Origin of the sequence: uncultured Sutterella sp., assembly GCF_937923675.1 — a bacterium.
Classification (GTDB): Bacteria; Pseudomonadota; Gammaproteobacteria; order Burkholderiales; family Burkholderiaceae_F; genus Sutterella.
In genome coordinates this window covers 18,914-41,518 of the sequence record NZ_CALDXB010000077.1, presented here as the reverse complement: position 1 = coordinate 41,518, position 22,605 = coordinate 18,914, and the positions used below count along the sequence as shown (strand labels likewise).

The following is a 22,605-nucleotide window of genomic DNA, read 5'->3' as shown; positions in this document are numbered from 1 at the left end:
GAGTCCCGGATTGTGATTCCGGTTGTCGTGGGTTCGAGTCCCATCTCCCACCCCAGGATACTAAAGCCCTGCTGGTTCACAGCAGGGCTTTTTCGTATCTTTCCGTACCACCAAACCCGCGCCGTTATTGGGTTTGTGTTGTTCTTCTCCGTCTCTCTCCGTGTCTCTTTGTACCTCCGCCGTATCTCTCTATGCCATAATTCAAAAGTAGCCGGACAAGATGCCGCAAGGCCGAAAATCCATACCAAGCCGGATATTCGAATTTTCAAAAGTTGCCGGGCTACTTTTCAAGGCCGCAAACCCCGAGAGATTCAGACATGGCAAACATCCGCCAGAAGCCCCTTACCGACAAGGAGGCCAAATCGGCATCTTCATCCATAGCCGTCGGAGGCGTCCCCGGGTTGACTCTGAGAGTCAGAAAGTCAGGGGCATCCGTCAGCAAAACATTCGTTCTCAGATACCAGTCAAATGGATCAACCAAATGGTTCACCATAGGTGCATACGGCATTTACACACTCGCGCAAGCACGTGAGATCGCGAAGGACTGGCTGATCAAAATTAAAGCAGGCACAGATCCGAAGGCTGAAATAAGGGCAAAAGCAGCCGAAGCGGAACGACCGCAGTACGACCTTACAGTTGAACAACTGCTGCGTGAATTCATTGCCTTTGAAGAATCCCGCGGACGCTGGTCCACCCGCGGCCGTCAGACTCATGCTGAAAAAGCTGACGGCTGGATCAGAAACCACATGAGCACAACACTACGCACCATGCCGGCCATTGCGCTCACGGCGGATATCCTTGCCGATGAATACCGGGACAAGTGGCTCACGATGCGAAGCACCCCCGAAAAGTGTATCGGCGAGATCAAAAGAGCCTTTGACTGGGCTATCGCCCTTAAAAAACTGCCGAACCTCATCAACCCCGCCGACATCAGGGGAGCACTGGGGCACTTGCTGCCGGCGCAGAAAATGCGCCCCCGACTTTCACACATGCCTCACCTTCCTCCGGAGCGGATGCCTGAGTTTTTCAAAGACATATCTGCCCGGACCGGCGTCACATCACGCGCCCTTCTGTTTGCGATTCTTACCTGCAGCCGTATTGATAACTGCCTGAGTCTGCGCTGGAGTCAGGTAGACCTTGACAAAATGGTTATCACAATTCCCCGTGAGGAAATGAAGGTAAAGGGCCTTGCCTTTGACCGGCAAACCCCACTGTCCCTGCAGGCGGCAGACATTCTCCGGAATCTCCCGCGCTTTCCCGTTGTTCCCGGTGAACCGGATTATGTTTGGCGCAGCTTCTTTGAACGCAAATCCGGGCACCTCAGTGACACATCTCTCAGATCGCTGATTCGACGCGCCAGTTTTGAAAAGTCTCACTCCGGCTCAGTCGGCTACACTGATCCCGTCGAAGTAGACGTTAAAGGCCTGCCCCGCATAGCCACTCCACACGGCCTTGCCCGTGCCAGTTTCGACACCTGGGCAAACAATCCAAGGCAGTTCGGGCACCCGCTTTTTGACAAGGATATCGTCGAAGCCTGCCTCGATCACTTCTCGCCGAAGTATGGAGGAGCATACATGCGCGCCTACCCTCTCGAAGACATGCGCGAAATCTTGGACCAATGGGCTGCTTATTGTTTCAGTTCATGCTCATCGTCATAGGCAAAATCAGCTCGTTGCATGAGTGATGCAATTGCCTTTGCAAAAGCCCCGGAGATCCGATCAAGCTCCGGGGCTTTTCACAACATCTACCGGGCCACCTCTGCTAAGGCGTCATGCTTGACTGCGCAGCGCTGCCATCCGTCGCTGCATCGCGAACCAGCTTCAGCCAGTCGGCTGACCATGCGTTCGCACCGGGCAACTCGGGCTCTAAGAGTTTCGACGGAATCTCCTTTGTCACTGCGACGGGCGTTGTTGTCGCGCAGCCTGGCAAGAAGACGATCCCGCTCAGAACGCACAGCGTCATACTCAGACTGCGCCAGTAGGATGGTGTCCGTTGCGGCCACAAGTTTTGCTGCATGTGTCGTCTGCTCCTTCTGAACTGCCTCTGCCTGCTTACGTTGGATTCCGGCAATTTCCGCCGAGTAATACAAGTGCGTTACATACCAGCCGGCAACGGCCGAGGCACAACAGGCAATGAGGGTTCTCTTGTTCATTCCTTTTTCTCGTTGACAGCCTTGGTGAGCTTGCTCATCTCGGCCTTGTATTCTTCCTTCGAGAGAACGCCGGCCGCAGACACAACTGCCACTGTTGAAAATCGCATTTACCTCTCCTTCAATCCCATGCAGGTTAAAAACTCGTCAGCCCGGCGTTTCTCAAGCCCTGGCAACTTAACGCCTCCCTGGTAAACCCATCTCCGCAGCTCGCTGCAGGCTCCGCTGTAGTCGCCGGCATTTAACTTCTTCACAAGCGTCGATCCGCAGAACTGCTCTTCCCCAACGTTGAAAGCGAAAGATGTGTAAGCGTCGAACTCATCCTGGGAAAGCGGAACCTTCACGCACTTCACCAAAGAGCCCTCAGCCTGGGCCACATCCTTGCGCAACCGGCCGAGCGCCTGGGGAACAGATACTCGATCCCCAGGCCTGACGCCCTGGGTGCTACCAAATCCAATCGTCCAGACGTCCTGGGCCGTCGGCATGTACGCTACTTCGCTGTATCCCTCGTAGCCAGCAATGGCAAGCAGGCCCGCCGCGCTCAAGCTAAGAACCGCTGCTGCCACTCTTTTCATCGTCCTTACCCCGCGCACCATCGACCTTGGCCGCAATCATGGAGTTGTCACGGATCACGTTCACCACCAGTGGATCGGCACCGGAAAACTTATCGGTCCACTTCTTCCGGAAATAACGGAACGTGTCGAAAAACTTGGGAAGCGCCCCGACGGCCATAATCAGGATGTAAATACAGGTGAGTACAGATACCCAATCTGCTATGTTGATCCCCGCCAGAGAGAGGCCGCCGACGCCTATTCCCGGGCTTGCTTTTGCCAGCCCGGCAGCGGATGACGGTAGCAGACCTCCAATAATTTGTTTCATTGGCGCACCTTGTTCTTCAGGCATGAGGGCCTCTGCATTCATAAAAACCATTCCTTGAAACAGTGGGCCACATAACCGCCTGCCAGAAGCGTTCCGAGAACAAAAAATACCCATCGGCCTAAGCGTATTACCCACGGAAGTTCATGATCTTTTTTCATAAGCTCGCCCAATCTGAGTACTGTTAAAATATTGCTCATGGAAATTCCCGTGTAACTTTCCATCAAGCCCCCGAGTGATTGCAGTCACTGCGGGGTTTTCATTTGTCTGCAGGGTAAGCAGAAACTCCCTCCCCGTGGCAAGATTTCTTTACTTCACAAAAAGCCCGGGGATCCCCGGGCCTGCTGCTACTTCTCGTTCACTTTCTTCAGCTTCTCCAGATTGTCTGAAATTTCATTGAGCTTTTTGACACGCTCGGCGATGTTGTCGACCGTGTGTCCAACGAAGCTCTCGAAGGCCTCGTCCGATACGGAACCCTTGGCGCGCGCCCGGGCCTTGGAGCGTATCTGCCCCTGCAGCTCACGAATCTCACCACGGGCTTGTCCGGCTTTACGCCCGGCCTCCTGCTCAAGATCGACGGCCCGCATCTTGATACCCAGCGTATTGATAAGCGCCCGAGACATCTCCATGTTGCGCCCCTGCCAGTCCGTACCCGTATAGTCGAAGAACGGATCAAGCGTGAAGGATGTACCCGTGGCGGAGGCAACGCCGTTAGCCAGACGGTTGAAGTGGTAACTCCCCGGTGCCAGAGCCGGCGCAATATTCCGCCAGACATAACCTAAACGCTTCATGCTCGCCTCACCGGCATCATCCGTTCGGCCGACAATGTCGCGCCCGGTGAAGGCGTCCTTATTGGCAAAGATCGACAAGAAGAGGCCGATCGTCGGAGAGTTCGGCATCAGCGGCTGCAACCAAGGAACGCCGCCCATCTGATTGTTGGCGTCGAGCATGTCTCCGCCCGGCACCAGGCGGGAGGCGTCAAGAAAGTTCGGCGTCCCGTCGGAGTTCGTCCATGTCCGGATGAACTTTTGCGTAGCAAAGATCGAAAGACCCTGAGCGCTTTCAGGTAGCAGAGATCGTTCGGCCGCTTCCATTTCCTGAGCCCGTTTCCAAATCTTCTCCCAGTCATCATCGTCGGCACCGGCAGCCACAGCCGCAGACAAATAGGCCGCCTTGTTGAAGGCAAAGCAGATAGCCGCCGGCAGAAGGAATCGGTGCGGATACACCATGGCCACACGCAGGAGAACAGGAATTGCCTTATAAGTCCAAGAGAAGAACGGCAGAATGCTGTCACGCACTGCACGGGCTCCGCTCGGCAGATCGTCATAGGCGAAGATGTACTGATTGGCCAGGTCAACGGCCTGCTCAGGCGTCAAACCTTCGCTGCGCCCCTTACGGTAAATAAGGAGTTTGAAGAAAGCATCCTCGAACTCGTAGGCGGCCCGAAGCGAACGGCGGAATCCGAGCGAGAAAACCGTCAGGAAAAGATCGAAAACCTTTTCGTAAGCAGGCTTCATGCCCGTGAGTTTTTCACGCACGTCTTCAAGCGGCAGAAGTTCGAGCACTTCATTGCGCATGAAAGAGCCGGAAAGGAGCCCCGCTTTCACGGCTTCCTGATATGTCGCATCCCGCTTGTAGATAGACTCAACCGTCTTGAAATAAGTCGGCGCATCCCAGGCATTGACGCCGGCAAAATGCGCCATTGCAACGTTGCCAACCGTGTTGTTGAGATGGGCTACCGGGTTAAGAGCCGTTTTGCCCTCCTTCCAGGCCGACATAAAGCTGTGCCACAAGCGGGTAAACGTTGTCTCTGGCTCCCCGTAGTGCGAAATCTGACTCCATACATCCGGAGCGACATAAAGGCCCGCGAGCTTGCCGTAGCGCTTCACCTTGCTGCCGTCACCGATTGTGGTGTCGGGGATCTTCACCCAGCCGTCCTGGGCAATCTTCCCGGCAAACTCAGGATTCTCGGCAATGCCGGCAAAGAACCGGAAGAGCGCGATGTCTTTCTGCGAATCCATGTATCCCAGAACAAGGCGCACCATAGCGTCCCGTTCCTCGCCCATCAGCGCTCGCTCCTGCTGAGTGAAGTCGCGCCACATAATGACTTCCGGAACCTTCGGCCGTTGGCCCGTTCCGGTGAAATCCAAGAATCCCTGGGCATCTGACCAATCCGGATCACGAACCTCCCAGCCGAGTGCCTTGTGGTTGGCAATGTCCTGCTCGCCGACGACTTGACGGAAAATGCCGCGCCCCTTAAAGGAATTACCCCGAATGCCCTTAACCGACTTACGACCAAACAGTTTGTCAAAGCTCTGTTTTGCATCCTTCAAAAGGGCAGTCTGTTTCAGATAGACGCGCGGCAGATATTCACCACGCCAGCGGTCTGCCGATTCCTGAGTCAGCAACCCCTCTGCAAGCATCTGATCGGTCTGCGTATCCATCAAGTTACTGACGGCCGCGGCCACCTGGACAACGTGCTCAGGAGGATTGACTCCGGGAGCCACGGTCTTTTCCACAATATCAGATACCAGACGGCGCTCGGCCTCCGGCATCTGAGACAAGGCCGTTGCGACCTCGCCCACGGCAACCGTTGCCTGCTGCAGCTCAGCCTTATACCGGCGGTACTGCATCCGGAACTCAGGAGAGAGCGGATTCAGGTTAAAACGATGACCGGACTTCTCATCAATCAAGTCGAAAAGCGCATGCGCTGCCCGAGCCACGTTGGCGTAAGCCCATTCTCCAGGCGCAAATGTCATACGGCCGAGATTGTCGCGACCAACAATTTTCCCAGAACGCTTAAATCCCCAGGCGGGAGTGCCGGTATCAAGCCTATGGCTAAGCACCTGAGTGACGGGAGATTCTTCGCCTGATGATGTTCCGCTCTTACTGAACTTGAGCCCGGATGTACCAGCCACCTTTTCTCTTCCGAGCTCACGGACATTGGCAATGGCCAAATCAACGAGCTCCTTCTCCGTCAGGTTTTCCGCCTGAACGAAAAGTCCTCGATGGTAAAGCCATAGGCGTATTGCCCGGATGACCTTCTCGAACCACTCACGAATCGGGCGAGAAGACTTCTCCTTGTTATTGACGACATGCTCAGCCAGATAAGCGAATGCCTCTTCTTCCTGACCTTTCTTGATGTTCTTGCGGCCGCCGACTGTTTCAATAAGCCCCGCGTCTTCCATACGCTGTAAAACAGCCTTGGCAGTGGCGTCACCGTTGGACGCTCCGTTAATCACGATCTGAGCGGCCCGGGCAATCAGCGGCTCCATCGCGGCGCGGCCGGAACCGTCGGCCGCCATGTGAACACCGACCTCATGAACAAGGACACCGGGCGCCGTCTCGGGCGTCAGGTTTGAGGCAATGAGCCAGGACTTGCCGCTTGCCGGATCGAAAACACCTTGGATAGAACCGTCTTCGGAACGTTTGACGGTGAGAACCATGGCCCCTAAAATTGTCTCATAGGAATCAGCAACGGCTCCTCCTCTCGTTCGGCCAGGTGTAGGGCGAGAGTCAGTAGCTCCGTGGACGTCAAAGGCCGGCACGGTGTCACCCGTTGTCTCGTTCCGATAGCCGCTCAGCAACCAATTGTTGTATGGGCGGTTTTTTACGAGCACAACGGTCACACCGGAATGCGTAATAACCTGCTTGTAATCCCCGTCTTTTACTGCCTTCCCTCTGGCAATCGTCTCGACAATATCGTCAAGCAGATCGGACACCTGTTTCTCGGAATACCCGTCTTTACGCCAGCGTGCCTCCAAAATATGCAGCAGACCTCGTTCTCCCTTTCGAGAACCCTTCGGTGTTACTTTCGGAGAACCCTCATAGCCCCAAAGAAAATCCACCCATCCCAGGCCGTTCCGATACATGGCCCGAAACACGCTCGAACGATTCAGCAATGCCTTGGCCATTGAATTCTTGCCGCGGCGGATATTCGCCTCAACAGACTTCATGGCCGAACGACTCATCTTCGATTCATCAAGCTGATCCTGAATGTCGGACGGCAGGTCATCAACGGTTTCGACAACTTCCACCGCTCCGATGCGGCGCAGCTCTCTGAAAGCGTCCCCCACCTTTTCGTTGGATTCGAGTTCCCGGGTTACGGCTTCGACCGTATCGCTGCCGCGCGAGAACTTAAGCCCCTGCTGTCCGGAAACAGCATCCTCATCAGAAACGGTATCGTCGTTGAGCTCAAAACGATCAACCGACTTCTCGACGGCCGCACGCGTATCTTTGTCCAAACGTTCTTCACGGGCCTCGCGTTCAGCACGATCTGCGGCCGTGCGTTCCTCTTCCTCAAAAGCCGCACGGCGTTCGTTGTTCTGCAGGGCCTCTTCCTCTGTTTCTCCGGTGAGACTCAGCGCGTCTTGCGCAGGCTCTGCAGAGTCTCTCTGTCCGTCTGATCCAGTTGCGGCTCGATCGGACGGCCGCTGAACATTTTCTTCAGCAGGCTCTGCCCGGCCGCGCTCTTCCACACTTGTCGGCCCGCTTCCGTCATCCCTGGCTTGTTGCTGCTCTGCGGCTGCGCCTGTTGCGGTTCCTGTTGATTCTGACTGTTGTCCATGGGTCTGTTCCCTGATACGGTTTAAAACGTCTTGGCGTGTGGCCTTCTCAATCGGGCCAAACATATCCTCGGCGGGCTTGACTCCTTCACTGTAGGCAAAGTCGACCGCGTTCTCAAGAATCTCAGCAATCTGACGATAGCTACGGGGGTTGGCCGCAAACACCTCGGCAATGACAAGAACGTCCGGATCGACGGTCATGTCATCTTGCGCGATATAGTCCTTCAGGGCAACGCCGCTGCGCTTGGCATTGATTGCCATTTGAGCCGCCTGGGTTACAAGCCCGCGGATATCGAGATTACCGAGGCCGGCCAGGCGCGCCATCTTCGGCGCAATAGCCCGCATGGCCTTAAAGATCGTGCTGATCTCTTCATTGTTTGACTGTACGGCAATACGTACGAGTTCGTCATCGCCATAGGCCTTCTTGAAAAGCGCTGATGCAAAACGGGCATAACCCTGGGCCGTCGGCTTGTTGTTGCGGCCAACAAGCGTGTTGCGTTCGGACTCCGGCATCTGAGATGCAAAGTCGAGCACGGAATCGTTGTCCACCTCACCGTCGGCCGTGAAGGAAATTTTCCCGAAGTCGATGCGGTCCACGTCGTTTGCCGCCTGTTCAGCCGCAGACAAGGCCATATTTCCGGACGTGTTGGAGCGGTCCCCGATGTCGGCCGTAACGTCTGCCTTGTCCATCACACGGACAAGAATCGGCTGCTTCATGCCCTCCACAACCTTCGGATCGATGCCGAGATTGGCAGCGTCAGCCGTCAGATCAGCCCGATACTGCCCGGCCGATCCGCGCTGATAGGCGGCCGTCAAACCGGCCACGCGGCCGTTACCGGCGATCGCCCTCATTTCTGTTTCCGGAGCGGTCTGATATGCGGGATTTACCGCGCCGCCGACGTCGTTGGACGTGAGCACCGTATCCGCGTCAACAACGGCATATCGCATCTGATAGTGCTTACCGGTGTTGTCAGCAACAACCTCCGGACGGCCGAGCTGAGCTTCCGGCACTGTGCCGTAGGCGACAACCGGCGCGCCGTTCCCCAGATCGTTTGAGGCCCGGAGCCGGATGTAATCAGGTGCGGCCGCAATGGAGTTCATCTGCCCAACTGACTGCGGCAGAGATCGATCACGGTTCTGCAAAACAGTTCGGCCCTCGGTCTCGTTTTCAAAGTCCGGAGCCTGAATCTTCATGCGGTTTTTGTCTTCGGCCTGCGTCACCGGCACGGGAGCGGACGCTGACTTTGCAGCGAGGGCGTCAATGCGCTGCGCTGCTTCGGCCGCGGCTTTTTCCGCCGATGCCGGAGAAGCCTCAGCCGTTACATCTCTCACCCCACGCAGAGACGCGCCGGCATTGAGTCCGCCTACGCCTCCGCCCATAGCCGCACCAAGCACGCCGCCGAAAGCTCCACGGCGTCCGGCCTTCTGCAGATCAATATCCTGCCCTCGTGCGACATCTTCGCCGATAGAGTTTCCGGCTTCTTCCCCGGTTTCCTGGAGCCCTTCCTTCACCGCTCCCTTCCCGATCTGCTTTCCGACCTCTTTGAGAGCCGCCGCCGATCCACCTGCGGCCGCATTCTTCGCGACCTGCCCGGAGATGAGAGAAGCCAAGGTCTTTTCCGCCGCGCCGCCCGTCAAAGCACTTGCCAGGAGCGATGCGGCCGCGCTCACGCCGGCGCCCTTGTAGCGATCCTCAAGCGGCTGATCGGCCGTGGCGTCAAAAGTATCGGCTGCATTCATCAGCGTATTGCCGCCGATAACGCCGGCCGTCATCGCCTTTTCCGGAGAGACTGCCATCTTGAGCGCTTTGCCCATGGCTCCGGCTCCCTTTGCGGCCGCAGCCCCGACGCCAGCCGGAACAAGCATGGAAAGGATGCTTTCAACGCCCTGGGTACCGGCTCCCATCGGATTTTGTGCTAGAACTTCCGGAAGATCCTTCCATGACTTTTTATCGTCTTCCATGAAGCGCGCAACATTGCGGCGCTGAGCCTGGGTCGAATCGCTGTGACCTTTCTCACTGATCCAGTCAGAAAGGCCGCCCAAAAGCTCTGAGAGCTTCTTGTACGGCGAATCTTCCATTTCCCCGGTAATCGGGTTCATCACCTGAGCATCGCCGACGGCCATCCGGAGAATATCCGGGACGGTCTTCACCGCCTGGGGGACGGCCGCCACTGCCGACACCCCCAAATCTTTCAGCCCCGATAAAAAGCCCGCACCCTTGGCCGCTTCCGCCTCGTCAAGAAGCTCAGCGCCTAAACCAGGCTGCGGAATCGCTTGGGGAACTGCCGGAGCAACAGGAGTGGCTGGCGTAGCCGCCGGCTGCTGTAAGGCCGGATCGGCCTCGTTTAAGAGATCATCCAAAAGAGACATCAGTTCACACCCAGTTGAGTCAGTGCTGCCTGCGCTTCAGCGCGAGTAATTTCGCCCCGGCGCAGTTGATTAAGAACGTTGTTGACCGCCGCTTCGACACCGGAGTTGCCGAGACGTCCATGCACCATGTCGATGTTGTCACCCGAAGCGGCAGGAGCAGTCGGAGCAGGAACTGCCTGGGCCGGTACCGGAGCAGAAGAACCACCATTGGCGCCGGCCGCCATCAGCGCCAGATGCGCGATCATGTCGTTTGGGTTCTTACCTTGCTTCACCAGCTCCGCCATTGCGTTACGCATACGGGCGTAATCCGTCCTCGGCGTCACCTTCATCACACCAGGCATGAAAGGATCCGGCGTCTCCACGTTGTCCGTATAAAGCGGCTTCACATTCGATACAGAGCCGGCGCTGCCCCCGGACTTCGGAGCAAACCCGCCCGCGGCCGTCTTTGTATCGTTAAGAGCCTTAAGCGCAAGACTGGCCGCAGCGGCCGCATCATTTCGGCCGGCCTGGGACTCCCTGACTGCCAGCTCAGCCGTGAGCAGGGGGTTGTCTTCAGGAGAAGCGCTGACCGCCCCAGTGGCACGGTTGAACGTTGCGCCCGTAGAGCCAACATTCGAGTACGGCAGATAGGCCTTCCCGTTGGCAAGCATGGCAAGCTCATTGCGCACGTCACGGTCTGCCATATCCATGCCGGCCATACGGCCAAACAACGGCGCCAGGGCGTCATACTTCTGCTTGTTTAGCTGCGCCTTGGAGTCGTTAAAGTCGATCTGCGACTGCGTAAGCTGTGCCGCAAGAGCCTGCTTTTCGGCCTGAGCGCCAAGGAGTGCTTTTTTGATGGCCAGGTTTGCCAGGCCAGTGCCGAAGCCGCGAATGCCGTTGGCTATCGGGCTGATGTCTACAGTTGCCATTTAATTCCCCCAGGGATTGGATGCGAGATACCCGCCGCCGAGCATGTACGGGATGCCGGAGGTCCATGCGGAGTTGGCCGCAGCAGAGCTCCCGCCTAACAGCGCCTGGCCTGCGCCGGCCATCTTCAGGCCGCTCGCCCCTGTGCCGGCCGCCGTCAGCCCGGAAGATCCTGCCGCACTGGCAGAAAGCCCAGTTCCGGCCGCAGCGTTTGCCGCGGTACTGGCTCCGGCCGCGGCAATACCGCCGTACATAGATGCGACCGCGCCAATAGCCTGAACTACCTTGCCAAGGTTGATGAGGCCGTCCTTGGAGTGGAGTGCGTCCTGAGCCTGAGCCTGCCCGACTGCAAAATCGCCTCGGGCGTTTTTCGCAAGCTGATCGACGTTCTGGGCATATCGGTTGAGCCTGAAGCCCTCGTTTTGCCGCAGCGTGCCGGCCGAGCGAATCTGCCCAATCAAGTCGGCAAAAGCGTTGAACTTCTGCTTCGTCAGGTCCTGGCTCGCCGTGCGCGCTGCTTTGTAGTCCTCAGACACATTGCCTGCCGTTTCCTGCTGCGTATCACGAATAGCCTGGGACTCAGCGACATCCGCCTTGATGTCGGAAGCAATGCGGTTGGCCTCTGCCTCCTGATTGGCAATACGTCTCGGGGACTCGTAGCCGGCCGCCGCTTCCTGAATCTGGGCATTGATCTTGTCCTGAGCACTCCCCAGGGCGTACTGGGCAGCCTTCATCTTGGCCTGAGCCTTACGGTTGGCTTCTGCCTGTCCGTAGCTCTGCATGGCCGTTCCTACTAAAGCGGCAATCAAGCCGCCGATGATCCACCCCATAAAACTCTCCTTTTAGTAAGCGCTGCCGCCGTATTCGTTCTGCGGAGCAATCTTGCTTGTCGTCTGATCCGTTGCGTACGGGACCTTGGACGAGCTGATGCCCTGCACGTACTTGCCTAGGTTTTGGTACAGATAGGCGTTAGCAATGTCGTTAAAGAGGTTCCCGACCGTTGCCACCGAAGCATTGGACCGGGCTGCGTCCATGTTCTGCCGCAGGCCGCTGGCAGCAAGCTGGCCGGCCGTTGTCGCATCAGTGCCGGCCGTGGCCATCGAGACCAGATTGGAGCGCGTGTTCTCATCGGCCGTCTGTAAGTCGCTCATGGCCGCATCAGCAATACCGCCAGCCTTACTCAAGCCTTCGTTCGTACGTCGGTTGAGCTCGGAATTGGAGTCAATATCAACGGAACCGCCGAGAAGGCCGTTACGAGCCAAGGCAAAACGATTGGCGCGCTCGGCCTCACGGGCCTGACGTTCGACTTCCTTCGCATTGAGCGAGTAAACCGCGTCGCGTTGACTCTGATAGAGTGCATCACGGTTGGCGTTGTCGAAAATTTCATTGACTGCATCAATGGCTTCCTTGGCCCGCTGCTGGCGCTGCTGCTCGATAACCGCTGCGTCAGTGCCACCACCACCCTTATGCGGAACAAGACGACCGGCCTTCGATGTCGGCCAGGCGCCGAGAGCCGGGCCGCCGAAGTCTGCACCGCAAACCAAAAATTCAGCTTTCATCATGTTGTCTCCTTGATAGATGTGCTGGGTAAACAGTTAAAGAGCGCCGCGCAGATGGATGTAGAGCGGCTTGGCGATATAGTTTGTTTTCTGCAGCAGGCGGGCCATCGCCGGCGATACGCAGGACTCAAGATGAGTTGCGCCCGCAGCCTTCCACACCTTGCGCATGATTCCTCCGAACTCGTCCCACATGCCTCGGGCGTCGCTTCCGCCCAGGCACATGATGTTTACGGCCGTCATCCGCGGGTAACAGACAAGTTCCCACACGCAGACAATGAGAACCTTGTCCCCATCCATGGCGTAGGCCGCAAAAGCCCTGCCTTCTTCGATGCGCTTTTTGATGTCTTCGGCCGTGAACTCGCCGTGCACGGCCTTTTTGACGCAGCGCTCAACTTCAGTCTTGATAAAACGCCACCGGTCCGCATTGGACTGGCAGCAGATATTGAGTGTGTGCATCAGCGTGTTCCTAAGTTTTGGTAATAAAGCGTCAGGGCATTGAGCTTGAACGGCTTGTCGTCGTAGTTGCGGATACGGATCGAAACCTCGGTGCCGCAGCACGGCATAGGAATCAACCCCGTCGGCCGTGTGTTCCCTGACACAAGCACTTCCGGCGTACGGGCGTTCGGGTTCCGGGAATCAAAGGCAAGCGAGATGAAAGCCTTGCCTTCAAGGACCGCGTCCACCGCCTGGATCATCTTCAAGTCCCCGGGCTTCTTGAGATCCATCCAGGGGAGCTCAATAACGACTTCAAATGGAATGCCGCCGTCCGTTGTCTCGTTCTCATCAAAGATGTAGACGTCATCGCCGGAGCGGAAGTAAAGCTGCTTGCCGAGTTCGGCCACAGCGTCCACCGGGAAGCTGATGTAGTAGTGCGACCACGCCGCGATCTTCGCCGTGCGGCTGATGGAGTAAACAAACAGGTGATTTCCAAAACACAGCACGTACTGCCCCGTGCCGTAGAAGTAAAAGCTCTTGGGCGTCACTCCGTCGCGCTCGGCCTCTTCAATTGCCTGGCGGACCATCTTGTCGACCGGAGAGCCAACGTCCTCATCCACGAGGTTGTCGGTGTATACCTGCGTCGTAATGGATCGAACACCGTAGTCCGACAAAAAGTACAAGTCACCGGCGACGTTGGCCACAGTCTTCGGAAACGTCGACCCAACGTTTTCAACCGTATCGAACAGCCCCATGTTGTTGGGATCCGGATCGACCGTCCACAGTTGACAGGAATCGCGCGTAAGAACGGCCAGACGGCCACGCTGCAGACCAATTGCCGTAGCAGTGCGGTCCCCTCTGGCATTCATGCCCGTGGGGATAAAGCCTGCGTCCTCGCTTGTTGACCAATCCCTGGGGCGGCCGGCCGCACAGAAGCGCACCACGTCTCCGTCTCTGCCCACGGCAAAAATCTTGGACTGCGTTTTGTAGAGAGCCTTGGTGTGAGGGCAGTTGCTGTCCGTCACCTGCGTTCCGGAAGTGTTGCCGTCCAGATAGTGATGCAACGCCGTGCCGTCTTCGTACTCAACGGCCGCATAAATGTAGTTTGAGAAAACGTCCGTGTACCAAACGTCCTTCACGGCCTTTTCGCCGTCGTTCGGTGCCACCTTATGCGCCTCAAACATCTTGTTTTCGTGCGTCACAGTCCCCGTACCATAGAAGGTATGGAGTTTTCCCAGGGCGGCAAAAAGCCCCTTCGTGCCAGGCTCAAGCGTCACAAAGTGACGAAACCCAGGCCGCTTGGCCGTCGTCAAGCCAGTCGTCACGTAAGCATTTTTCATCTCACGCAAACGGTTAGCATCAGAGACGGCTGCATCCTTGCGGAGATCGATGCCGAGGTCAAACCGATTAAAGACAATGCTTGCCATGGCGATCCTCAGAAGAAGTACCGGCCGTCAGACCTGCGGCGAACCTGAGTGCGAGCGCGCGGCCGGACTGCCAGGGCCGAGTAGCGCTTGTTTTCATGCTGCTTCTGCCGTTCAATGCGCAGCGCCTGCTGAAAGATGTTTCCAGCCGTCTGGGCATCGGGGTGTTGGTAGTGCGCCTTAGCGCTTGCAAGCGCATAGAGAAACACCAGGCGAGACGGCACACACGCGTGATCGGCCGGACGAGTAAAGCGCGTCAGCTCGGACCTGTAGATAACCACCATGCGGTAAGCGTCATCCGGCGTAGGCCACAGTTCAATCTGCCCGTCGAGGATGTCGTAGCGCTCCGGTACCGTAGGCGTAATGTCGTCACAGCGCATCAGCTCGGTGATACCCTGCCGAAGCTCATTGAAGCTCGTTTCCGTGTCGTAAACACAGATCGACTCGATCATGGCCGGCTCGAAGTTTTCGTCCTCGATGTCGTTATGGCAGTCGTAGAGCTTGCTGCCCTTCTGCAGCATGATCATTGTCCGCTTCTTCAAAAGAGGCGCCCCGAGTTGCTCGTAGACGTACTCATGCCCCTCCTGCAGAAAGGACTTCAGCAGGGGATCGATGAGCTTCGAAGATGCGCCCTGAGTCACAAAGCCCAGGCGGGCCTTGAGCTCGGTCATCATGGAGCCGAGCGTGCCCTCGCGAGACGTAAGAGGATTCGCCATATCACGCCTCCACGTCGAGCTCAATAGAAAGGACTCCGTCCTTTAAAACCGGACGGGCCTTAACCGTTCGCTTGCCGACGATTGAAATAGTCGTAAAGGCTGTCGAGACGGATGTGACGATGCCATCCTTGCCCGGTTCCCCCTGGGGGCCCGGATCACCAGGATCCCCCTTGATGCCTACGCCGGGGACGCCTTGTTCCCCTCGCTGCCCGGGATCACCTTTATCGCCCTTCTCACCCTTGGCAAACGAATAAGCCTGAGACCAGTCAGAGACGTCATCTGACAGCTTGAAAAAGAGCTCCCCGGTGTCGATAGCCAAAAAGCAAAACCCCTTGGGACGGGAGTCGTAAGAACTGCGCTCAGCAACGTTCCCTCGGGCGTCCGCCTGAAACGACGGGCCAACGTCCCCGTCCTTTCCGTCCTTTCCAGGGGCTCCGTCCTTGCCGGGCGTGCCGTCCTTCCCGGGAATCGGCGCGAGTTGCTTTTTCGCTTCAGCAGACAGGTTGTCATAGTTAACGATGCCGTTGGCAAGGGACCCGTCGTCTTTCTGCAACTCGCCCACGTTGGCGATAACGGCATTAACGGACTCCGCCACCCGATCAAGTTCTTCGTTGATGCTCTGCAGATCAACCTGATCTGACGCATTCTCCGCAAAATCCTTTCTGCGTTCGTACTTTTGAGGCTGTGCCATGTTTCCCGCTCCGTAATCGATGCAGGAAACTTACGGCGCATTGAGACGGCCGTGGCAAGATTTCTATACTTCAGGGAAAAACAGGCGCTTCGTCCTGCGGGAAGAGGATTTTTCGCAAGTCCGCTCTCTGGCGGTCACACAACTGCCGTATCTCCTCCGGGCCCCATTTATCCAGAACGCGCCCGAGCAGGTGCCTGTAGGAAGACGTACGCATGGCATGAGCCAAAATAGCGCTCACCGAGTCGATATCCTTCTTTGTAAGCTTTCGGCCAAAGTTGTGAAGGCTGCGTTTACGAATAAGGCGATAGTTCTGCCAGGTGCGGAAGCCGGCAAAGTTGACGCCCTTGCTCAAAGGCTGAATACGCCACTTCGAAAGCTCAAGACAAAGCCTGTCGGCGAGAAACGCCTGCACCTCGGCCAGAATTCTGTTGGCCTCTGCCTTGTCACGAACGACGAAAACCATGTCGTCCACATAACGGACATAGCTCTTGATCTTAAGAATGCGCTTGACGTAGTGGTCAAAACGGTCAAGATAGATCATCCCAAACAGCTGACTCAGCAGGCTTCCTACGTTGAGGCCGACTTCGCCGTCTCCGGCAAACAGCATGACAAGATCAACGATCCGAGGATCAGCAACTGTGCGCTCGATTGACTCGCGAAGCACGGCATGATTGATCCGGTAGTAATACTTGCGGATGTCAATCTGCAGTGTGTAAGCGCCGGTATCAGCCCGGCGCATGAATTCCTGCACACGGTCGGCCGCACGATGTGTCCCCTTACCGCGTCGGCAACCGTACGAATCGAAGATAAAGCCGCGGTCAAAAGAGTCGTACAGAGCCTCGTAAAGAAGATGCTGGACGATTGTGTCTTCAAAAGCGGGAGCGGCTATGCGCCGTACCTTTTGGCCGGCCGCGCAGTAGATGTCGAACTCATGACAGGGCTGCGGCTTGTATTCGCCCGACAGGATACGGTCACGCAGGATTGTGAGGTTTTCGCCGAGATCATCGGCATAGCGGTAAACGCCGAGGCGTTCGTGCTTCCCGCGGCTGGCATTGGCATAAGCCTCAATCAGCCCCGAAAGCGTAACGATCTCTTCAAGGCAAAGCTGGAAGCGGCAGCGCGAAGATTTAACCGTCGCGCTGCCTGCAAAGTTTTCCTCCGGAGAGGACGGACTAGTCATCGCTATGCTCCCATCTTTTCCTTAAAGCAGAATGCAAGGGTTGTTCAGAAGCTTAGCCGCCGCCCGGAACGACGCGTTGTTGTTGTCGTTGTTCCAATTGTTGTTGCCGTTGCGGTACCAGGAGCCGGCATTGGTTCCATTGTTGTAGTTGCCGGCAACGAGCAAAACGCTTAACCAATTAATGACAGCCCACACGGGAGTTTACACATCAGCTTTCTCCTGTGCTTGTTCCTTTACGGCCGTCTGTTCCTTTGCTACCTTCGCCTTTCTCTTTTCGGCCTCGATGAGGCCGTTAATCATCGGCCCAATTTCATTGATCATAAAGTTGATTACCTTAAAGCGCCGCACGCCGTCTTCGGAAACCGTCACCGGCTCCTTCTCGCCGCGGCGGTAGTCGAAGTAGCCGAGTTCGTAGAAAAGCCGCCAGTACCCGCGAAGCTGCTCATGGGCCACGTCCAGTTTCGTGAGCGAGGTTTTGTTCCAGTAACGCTTGCGCGCCTCGATCAGCAGGCCGAAGATTTCATCCTCAAGATTCCGGATGCGCTGACATAAGCCGTACTTCTCGCTCTTCGGCGCATGGTTGAGATAGATGTTGCTCTGCTTTCGCAGATCAATCATCTTGTTCTGCATCTTGGTGTAGAAATCTTCTTTCTTCGCTGCGGACACCTCGCCGCTCTTATTCGGTTCAATGACCGGCACCTCTGCGCCTTTGTCCGCCCCGACGACTTTTTCCATATCAAACTCCGTATCTCCGGTCGCTCCCGCTCCCTACGACACTATAACGACGCATAGGCCGCCGCCCGGAACGACGCGTCGTTGTAGTCGTCGGTCCAAGCGTAGTAGCCGTAGCGGTACCAGGAGCCGGCATTGGTCCCACTGTAGCAGTAGCCGGCAACGAGCAAAACGCGGTCTGATGCGGCGTACGGATAGAATCCATCCTTACCAAAACCTTCCGTGCCAGTATTACTAGTTGTCGGTGTTTTCGGTATGACACCACAAAGGGGAAACTTGGTGTCATCAGTGGCATACAACGCCGGGGACTTCCAGTAACTCCAGCTAGCGTTTGTGATTCCAGTAACGGTATAGCCATCAAACAGCGAATTATCGTTGCGGTTGTCTTTTGTGAAGTCATGCATCTTCACGGACAGTTTTGCCGTTTTAAAGAGCCCTGATGTCGGATTATGCCATCCCAACACCGGCTGCCACATATTACCGTTGACGTCGCAAATACCGCTCACCTGGCCATTGTGAGTCGTTTTGGCCAAAGGAACAGCAGAACCAGTTTTTCTGACATACGTATAAGAGCCTGATCCCGCTGCAGTAAATGTGATCGTATTGTCGTCGACGTCACTGCCGTTATTGTTGTTCCCCTTTGGATAGTTCTTTTGTCCGGAAGCGTCGTACCAGGCACAAGCCTCGGTACCCGCTGCCGCCTGGGCGTGAGCCTGCGTGATAAGCGAAATCACGGCCCACTGATAGCAGGACACGAGGGAATAGTGCTCGCCTCGGGCGCGGCTCAATTCAATTGCGTCAAGAATCTGGCCAACGCAGTTCGGCAGCTCACTCGACTTGTTATACGAAGTTGATAAAGCAATCGGATCACCATTCTTTACCGAAATTGCCTGTTTCTTCGCAGCGTCTTTGCTGTTGAGGTACTTATCAATAAAGAACCCCGGATGTTCCTCGCCGCCGTCATAAAACCCGCGGGGAATGGCCCAGCCGTCCTTGCCGGCCAGTTTTGTCTCACCGATCTCGATGGTGTCGGCTCCGTACTTCGAGTAAAGCGGAGCGGCCGCGTTACCGATACGAATAGCGAAAGCCGGGATAAAAACCATAACCGAGCCGTTGGTGTGCACATACTCGCAGTAGTGCTCGCTCGTCGGATCACTGAACCCCGCCTCGGCCTCGTGCAGCCCCATGGCCGCAAGTTTGGACGCGGGCCCCGGAAAGGCGCCGACACCGAAGCCGAGCTCGCCGGGCACGCCAATCGTTGAGTTCTTGTTGCGGCTGCGGCGTGCGGCCGCCGCCATGAGCAATCGTTCGTTAAACATCCTGCTTCTCCCTCATGGAAGGCGGCAACTGACGCCGCTCAAGTTCACTTTTAAAGCTCTCTTCGCAATGGTTCTTGTCGAAGAAGAGAATCGTGTCGATCAAGACCTTCGGCCACTTTCGTGTGCCGTCGGCATAGTGCCTCCAGGCGCGGCTCGAAAGCGTCTCATCGGGCTGCCCGCGGAAAGCGGTATTTATGAGCTGATCAATCGCGATAAGGATATTTTTAAGGTACGGCCACATAGTTTCACTTCATCACGTTAACAATCTGAACAACGTACAACGTAATAAATAAGCGTCACCAGCCCGGCAAAGAACACTGCCGATCCAATGACGCCGCGCACAACACCGGCCCAAAAGGCCTGCTTTTCACGGAGTTCCATAGCATTTTCTTCTACAGTCATTGATACAATTCCTTTGTGACTTGTTAGATGTCATATCCAACCGCCTGAAGCCGGCCGCTGCAGGCGGTTTTCTTTTGTCAGGCCTTAGCTTGTGCTTCGTAAGGCTTCGCCCACACGGCGCTTTGGGCGTCTCCAGCCGCCTCAAGCGCCCGGGAAAGCTGATCAATCGTTACTTCCGCAGGAGTGTCGTTGGCGAGCACCCACAAGCGCTTCGTCGTTTTGAGATCAACGCCCTTGGCAACAGCAGCCGCCACCGTTCGTGCCATGCGCCCCTGCGAGACTTCATCACCGTCAAAAACCATCCCGTCGATCGTCACTTTTATTTTTTCAACCGTAGAAGCTCTTTCCTGTTTAGCCTGCTCAAGCGCTGCGGCCGCCTTCTCTTCTTCGGTTGGTTCCTGCGGCACCGGATCCGGGCGCTCAACAGTTTTAATGTTGAGCAAAAGGAGCATGGCCGTGTCCGGGTTCTTCGGAAAACTCTTGTTGACGGCCCGGCGTACCTCGGCCAGCGTGGCGTACTCTTTTCCCTCGTAGATGTAATGCGTACTCATGCCTGCTCCTCATTGTTGTTAAGCACATAGAGATCGACGCGGCCGCCGATGAAGTGGGCCTCAATCGTCAGATGTTTGCCGGCGGTTCCCCAGGTCGGGGCCTCATCGCCGTTCGCCCAGGAGGCGCCGGCCACTGTCAATGTCGTCGCCGCAGTGGCGGTCAGGTCAATCACCTTGGTGCAGGCCTCGGCAGCCGTTGCCGCTGTAAATGTGAGCGTTACCGCTCCGGACGTTTTCAGGGCAATCGTGTCGGACGAGTCTTTCGCAACGGTCTGAGCCCCCGTCAGTGCTGCGGATGTTGAGTAGCCAGCAAGGGCTCCTCGGCTCCCCGCCTTAACAACAGGATCAGGACGCCCCTGTACGCCGGTCCACGGCACCTTCTTTGCTGCCTCAGCCGTTGTTTTTAGGCCCAAGTAACGCTTGTCACACGCATCCCTGTCTAGAAAGATCGTGCCCAGAGAGCCTTCCGTACCGTCAAGAACATGAAGTGCCTTGGTGCCGCGGTTGAAGACAATTTGGCCAATTACGCCCCTGTAACCGGCAAACGCTTCATCATTTGGAGCTGTGGCCTGCCCCACCTGACGATGGGTGCTGCCCTCAGCGGCATTAACTGCACCAAGGGCAATCTGAGGAGCGAGCTGTCCCGCATTGACTTCATTAAGCGCGGCAAGCGTCCCAAGTTTTGAGCTGTCAGCCTTACCTTTTTCTACGTTCGTCAACCGCGTCTGAATATCGCGGCCGACTGTTTCCATATCAATTTGTGCTGCCATGTGGCATCTCCTGAAAAGTTATGTAGCCGGAGCGGCCGCTGCCTGATAGCCGGCGCCAAAGCTGTAAAGCGAGTCAAGCAGTTCAGAGGGAGGCGCATCGACATACTCGCGGTAGTCCAGCTCACTCCCGGTAAGCCCGTTGTAGAAGCCGACAACCTGCTGCGCGAGCATGACGGAGTCCGCCCCCGCCGCATTGTCTTCGAGCTCTTTGATCTTCTCTCCCAGGCCTTCCACATCGGCAATTGCGTGGGAGTGCTTGGAGGGTGTGAATGCCTCGGGCTTGTTCTTAATGAAAGCCTTGGAGGTATTGTCCTTTTCGTTCCAGTCGGCCTGAATCTGCCCCGCGGACGCCTGTTTGGCCGATTCTGCCGCATGGCGCGCACTCTCGGCCGCAGCCGTCTCTGATGTGCCCGCCTTTCCGGCAGCGGTCTCTGCCGCGGTCTTTGCGGACTCTGCCGCACCCTGAGCCGTCTGAGCCGCAGAAGCGGCGCCGGCCGCCGCGCTTCCTGCCGTTGCTGCCGCTTGCGCCGATCCCGCTGCGCTTGTTGCAGAAGAAGCCGCACTTTCAGCGCTTTTATCCGCCCCGGCCTTGGCAGTTTCTGCACGAGTCGCCGCCGTTTCCGCTGCCTTTTGCGAAGCAGCCGCAGCTTTCTGAGAATCGGCCGCTTTGCTTTCCGATCCGGCCGCATGGCGCGCGCTTTCAGCCGCTTTCTGCGCTGATGAATCTACGTTGGAAGCGGATGTTTCAGCCTCTGTCTTGGCAGTCTCTGCAGCCTTACGGGATTCTTCTGCCGCTGTAGCTGACTGCTCAGCGTCTTCGGCCGAGGCCTCGGCATCGCCCGCGGCAGATACCGCCGATGCTTCCGAAGCATTCGCGGCTGACGCACTGCGTGCTGCCGCATCTTGGGACGCAGCCGCATCCAGAGCCGAGACTTGTGCCGCTGACTTAGATTCCCCGGCCGCCTTCTCAGAAGAAGCCGCTTTTGTAGCAGATGCACCGGCAGCATTAGCCGAACCGTCTGCCGCTTCCGCGTAATAGCGAGCGCCATACGCACCGCCTTCGACCGGCGTTGTTTGCTCAAGAGCCCAGCGCCTTGCCAGATCCCTGGCCGAAGCAGCCTCACGCGCAGACTCGTCGGCACCGTTCCGCGCCTCCTTAGCCGCATCGGCATTACCCTTGGCGCTTCGGACCGATTCGATGTTGTCGGCCACTACCTTGATCGTGCCGCCGGTAGTCTGCTGACTTTCCTGCAGCGGATCGGTAATGGAACCGTAAGAAATCGAGGCGCCGGTCGGAGCTGAACTTTCAAGATCCCCGGCAACAGTCCGGACGTCAGCAATGCTCTGCGACACCGTACGAACTTGTGTATCGGAGGCCGCCACAGTCTTGATGTTGGCCGAGTTCTCGTGGACTTCAACAACGGCCTCGCTGATGGCCGCTACAGCGTTAACCGAGTCAACCACGCCCGCCACCGTAATGACCCCGTTGATATTGCGGGCCACAATAACGATGTCATCGGCATTGTTGATGGCCGGGCGCATATCTTCGAGCATTCGGTTCACGGCCGAACGGTCGTTCGATGTCTGGAGTGCATTTGCCGCTGCCGCCTCAGCATCCTTTTTCGCCGCTTCAGCAGAACCTGCGGCCGCCTCTTCGGAGCCGGCTGCGCTCTGGGCAGAAGTTGCGGCGTTACTGGCAGAGGTTGCTGCCTGTTTTGCCGAATCCTCCGTCGCCTTCCGGAACTCATCAACGACATCGTCCGTCAGGTTCTCCATCCCAACGAGCTTGTTTTTTAGGCTGCCGTCATCCTTTTGGAGCAGTGCCAGGTTTCTGCGGATTTCGTTAATTGAAGTGGACGCCCCGTCCAGTTCACTGTTGAGCTCACCGGTCGAAATCTCGCCCTGTTCATCCTTAGTGAAATCGTGCTGCCGTTTGTAAGCACTGGGCTGAGCCATA

At 56.9% G+C, this 22,605-nt stretch carries 20 protein-coding genes; 1 reads left to right on the top strand and 19 read right to left on the bottom strand.

The window, feature by feature from the left end; all coding sequences use genetic code 11:
• Positions 1–317 precede the first annotated feature (317 nt).
• Positions 318–1,658: an integrase arm-type DNA-binding domain-containing protein gene (locus Q0106_RS08520; RefSeq protein WP_297611577.1), complete on the top strand. Its 1,341-nt coding sequence runs from the start codon at positions 318–320 to the stop codon at positions 1,656–1,658.
• 601 nt (positions 1,659–2,259) lie between these two features.
• On the opposite strand, the gene Q0106_RS08515 is transcribed toward Q0106_RS08520, so the two are convergent.
• From Q0106_RS08515 to Q0106_RS08425, 19 genes are all read right to left on the bottom strand, one after another.
• Positions 2,260–2,715: a lysozyme gene (locus tag Q0106_RS08515; RefSeq protein ID WP_297611574.1), complete on the bottom strand. Its 456-nt coding sequence runs from the start codon at positions 2,713–2,715 to the stop codon at positions 2,260–2,262.
• Entirely contained in the window at positions 2,696–3,052 is a 357-nt protein-coding gene (locus tag Q0106_RS08510) for a hypothetical protein (protein ID WP_297611571.1), read from the bottom strand. Before Q0106_RS08510 ends, Q0106_RS08515 begins: the two co-directional genes overlap by 20 nt.
• Before the next feature lie 320 nt (positions 3,053–3,372).
• Entirely contained in the window at positions 3,373–9,960 is a 6,588-nt protein-coding gene (locus tag Q0106_RS08505; RefSeq protein WP_297611569.1) for a hypothetical protein, read from the bottom strand.
• Positions 9,960–10,871, bottom strand: a complete 912-nt coding sequence (locus Q0106_RS08500; protein ID WP_297611567.1) for a hypothetical protein — start codon at positions 10,869–10,871, stop codon at positions 9,960–9,962. The genes Q0106_RS08505 and Q0106_RS08500 overlap by 1 nt, the downstream gene beginning before the upstream one ends.
• Positions 10,872–11,699 (bottom strand): hypothetical protein, encoded by an 828-nt coding sequence (locus tag Q0106_RS08495; protein ID WP_297611563.1) that lies wholly within the window; start codon positions 11,697–11,699, stop codon positions 10,872–10,874.
• A gap of 12 nt (positions 11,700–11,711) precedes the next feature.
• Positions 11,712–12,431 (bottom strand): hypothetical protein, encoded by a 720-nt coding sequence (locus Q0106_RS08490; RefSeq protein WP_297611561.1) that lies wholly within the window; start codon positions 12,429–12,431, stop codon positions 11,712–11,714.
• Between the two features lie 33 nt (positions 12,432–12,464).
• Positions 12,465–12,884, bottom strand: coding sequence for a hypothetical protein (locus Q0106_RS08485; protein ID WP_288343882.1), 420 nt, complete (start codon positions 12,882–12,884; stop codon positions 12,465–12,467).
• On the bottom strand, positions 12,884–14,290 hold the full coding sequence (locus tag Q0106_RS08480) for a hypothetical protein (RefSeq protein WP_297611558.1): 1,407 nt from the start codon (positions 14,288–14,290) through the stop codon (positions 12,884–12,886). Before Q0106_RS08480 ends, Q0106_RS08485 begins: the two co-directional genes overlap by 1 nt.
• An 8-nt stretch (positions 14,291–14,298) precedes the next feature.
• Entirely contained in the window at positions 14,299–15,003 is a 705-nt protein-coding gene (locus Q0106_RS08475) for a hypothetical protein (protein WP_297611555.1), read from the bottom strand.
• A gap of 1 nt (position 15,004) precedes the next feature.
• On the bottom strand, positions 15,005–15,694 hold the full coding sequence (locus Q0106_RS08470) for a hypothetical protein (RefSeq protein WP_297611552.1): 690 nt from the start codon (positions 15,692–15,694) through the stop codon (positions 15,005–15,007).
• 70 nt (positions 15,695–15,764) lie between these two features.
• A complete protein-coding gene (locus tag Q0106_RS08465; protein WP_297611549.1) occupies positions 15,765–16,874 on the bottom strand; it encodes a reverse transcriptase/maturase family protein in 1,110 nt (369 codons plus the stop codon).
• Positions 16,875–16,895: 21 nt separating this feature from the next.
• On the bottom strand, positions 16,896–17,069 hold the full coding sequence (locus Q0106_RS08460) for a hypothetical protein (protein WP_288343889.1): 174 nt from the start codon (positions 17,067–17,069) through the stop codon (positions 16,896–16,898).
• Positions 17,070–17,075: 6 nt separating this feature from the next.
• Positions 17,076–17,609, bottom strand: a complete 534-nt coding sequence (locus Q0106_RS08455; protein WP_288343891.1) for a four helix bundle protein — start codon at positions 17,607–17,609, stop codon at positions 17,076–17,078.
• 41 nt (positions 17,610–17,650) lie between these two features.
• The gene (locus tag Q0106_RS08450) at positions 17,651–18,925 is read right to left on the bottom strand and encodes a hypothetical protein (protein WP_297611545.1); all 1,275 of its coding nucleotides are present in this window, start codon (positions 18,923–18,925) and stop codon (positions 17,651–17,653) included.
• Positions 18,918–19,166, bottom strand: a complete 249-nt coding sequence (locus Q0106_RS08445; RefSeq protein WP_288343895.1) for a hypothetical protein — start codon at positions 19,164–19,166, stop codon at positions 18,918–18,920. The genes Q0106_RS08450 and Q0106_RS08445 overlap by 8 nt, the downstream gene beginning before the upstream one ends.
• A 17-nt stretch (positions 19,167–19,183) precedes the next feature.
• On the bottom strand, positions 19,184–19,327 hold the full coding sequence (locus Q0106_RS08440; RefSeq protein WP_297611541.1) for a hypothetical protein: 144 nt from the start codon (positions 19,325–19,327) through the stop codon (positions 19,184–19,186).
• Between the two features lie 77 nt (positions 19,328–19,404).
• Positions 19,405–19,878 carry a hypothetical protein gene (locus Q0106_RS08435; RefSeq protein WP_297611538.1) on the bottom strand — a complete coding sequence of 158 codons (474 nt, stop codon included), beginning with the start codon at positions 19,876–19,878 and terminating at the stop codon, positions 19,405–19,407.
• Positions 19,875–20,648 (bottom strand): hypothetical protein, encoded by a 774-nt coding sequence (locus tag Q0106_RS08430; RefSeq protein WP_297611535.1) that lies wholly within the window; start codon positions 20,646–20,648, stop codon positions 19,875–19,877. The genes Q0106_RS08435 and Q0106_RS08430 overlap by 4 nt, the downstream gene beginning before the upstream one ends.
• A gap of 18 nt (positions 20,649–20,666) precedes the next feature.
• Positions 20,667–22,604 carry a hypothetical protein gene (locus Q0106_RS08425; protein ID WP_297611532.1) on the bottom strand — a complete coding sequence of 646 codons (1,938 nt, stop codon included), beginning with the start codon at positions 22,602–22,604 and terminating at the stop codon, positions 20,667–20,669.
• Position 22,605: the final 1 nt, after the last annotated feature.

Excerpts from the sequence above, each read along its gene's own strand:
- Q0106_RS08425 (WP_297611532.1), bottom strand. The coding sequence starts at position 22,604 with ATGGCTCAGCCCAGTGCTTACAAACGGCAGCACGATTTCACTAAGGAT.
- Q0106_RS08445 (WP_288343895.1), bottom strand. The coding sequence starts at position 19,166 with ATGTGGCCGTACCTTAAAAATATCCTTATCGCGATTGATCAGCTCATA.
- Q0106_RS08475 (WP_297611555.1), bottom strand. The coding sequence starts at position 15,003 with ATGGCGAATCCTCTTACGTCTCGCGAGGGCACGCTCGGCTCCATGATG.
- Q0106_RS08440 (WP_297611541.1), bottom strand. The coding sequence starts at position 19,327 with ATGACTGTAGAAGAAAATGCTATGGAACTCCGTGAAAAGCAGGCCTTT.
- Q0106_RS08505 (WP_297611569.1), bottom strand. The coding sequence starts at position 9,960 with ATGTCTCTTTTGGATGATCTCTTAAACGAGGCCGATCCGGCCTTACAG.
- Q0106_RS08490 (WP_297611561.1), bottom strand. The coding sequence starts at position 12,431 with ATGATGAAAGCTGAATTTTTGGTTTGCGGTGCAGACTTCGGCGGCCCG.
- Q0106_RS08465 (WP_297611549.1), bottom strand. The coding sequence starts at position 16,874 with ATGACTAGTCCGTCCTCTCCGGAGGAAAACTTTGCAGGCAGCGCGACG.
- Q0106_RS08495 (WP_297611563.1), bottom strand. The coding sequence starts at position 11,699 with ATGGGGTGGATCATCGGCGGCTTGATTGCCGCTTTAGTAGGAACGGCC.
- Q0106_RS08520 (WP_297611577.1), top strand. The coding sequence starts at position 318 with ATGGCAAACATCCGCCAGAAGCCCCTTACCGACAAGGAGGCCAAATCG.
- Q0106_RS08455 (WP_288343891.1), bottom strand. The coding sequence starts at position 17,609 with ATGGAAAAAGTCGTCGGGGCGGACAAAGGCGCAGAGGTGCCGGTCATT.
- Q0106_RS08485 (WP_288343882.1), bottom strand. The coding sequence starts at position 12,884 with ATGCACACACTCAATATCTGCTGCCAGTCCAATGCGGACCGGTGGCGT.
- Q0106_RS08500 (WP_297611567.1), bottom strand. The coding sequence starts at position 10,871 with ATGGCAACTGTAGACATCAGCCCGATAGCCAACGGCATTCGCGGCTTC.
- Q0106_RS08435 (WP_297611538.1), bottom strand. The coding sequence starts at position 19,878 with ATGAGTACGCATTACATCTACGAGGGAAAAGAGTACGCCACGCTGGCC.
- Q0106_RS08450 (WP_297611545.1), bottom strand. The coding sequence starts at position 18,925 with ATGTTTAACGAACGATTGCTCATGGCGGCGGCCGCACGCCGCAGCCGC.
- Q0106_RS08470 (WP_297611552.1), bottom strand. The coding sequence starts at position 15,694 with ATGGCACAGCCTCAAAAGTACGAACGCAGAAAGGATTTTGCGGAGAAT.
- Q0106_RS08480 (WP_297611558.1), bottom strand. The coding sequence starts at position 14,290 with ATGGCAAGCATTGTCTTTAATCGGTTTGACCTCGGCATCGATCTCCGC.
- Q0106_RS08430 (WP_297611535.1), bottom strand. The coding sequence starts at position 20,648 with ATGGCAGCACAAATTGATATGGAAACAGTCGGCCGCGATATTCAGACG.
- Q0106_RS08510 (WP_297611571.1), bottom strand. The coding sequence starts at position 3,052 with ATGCCTGAAGAACAAGGTGCGCCAATGAAACAAATTATTGGAGGTCTG.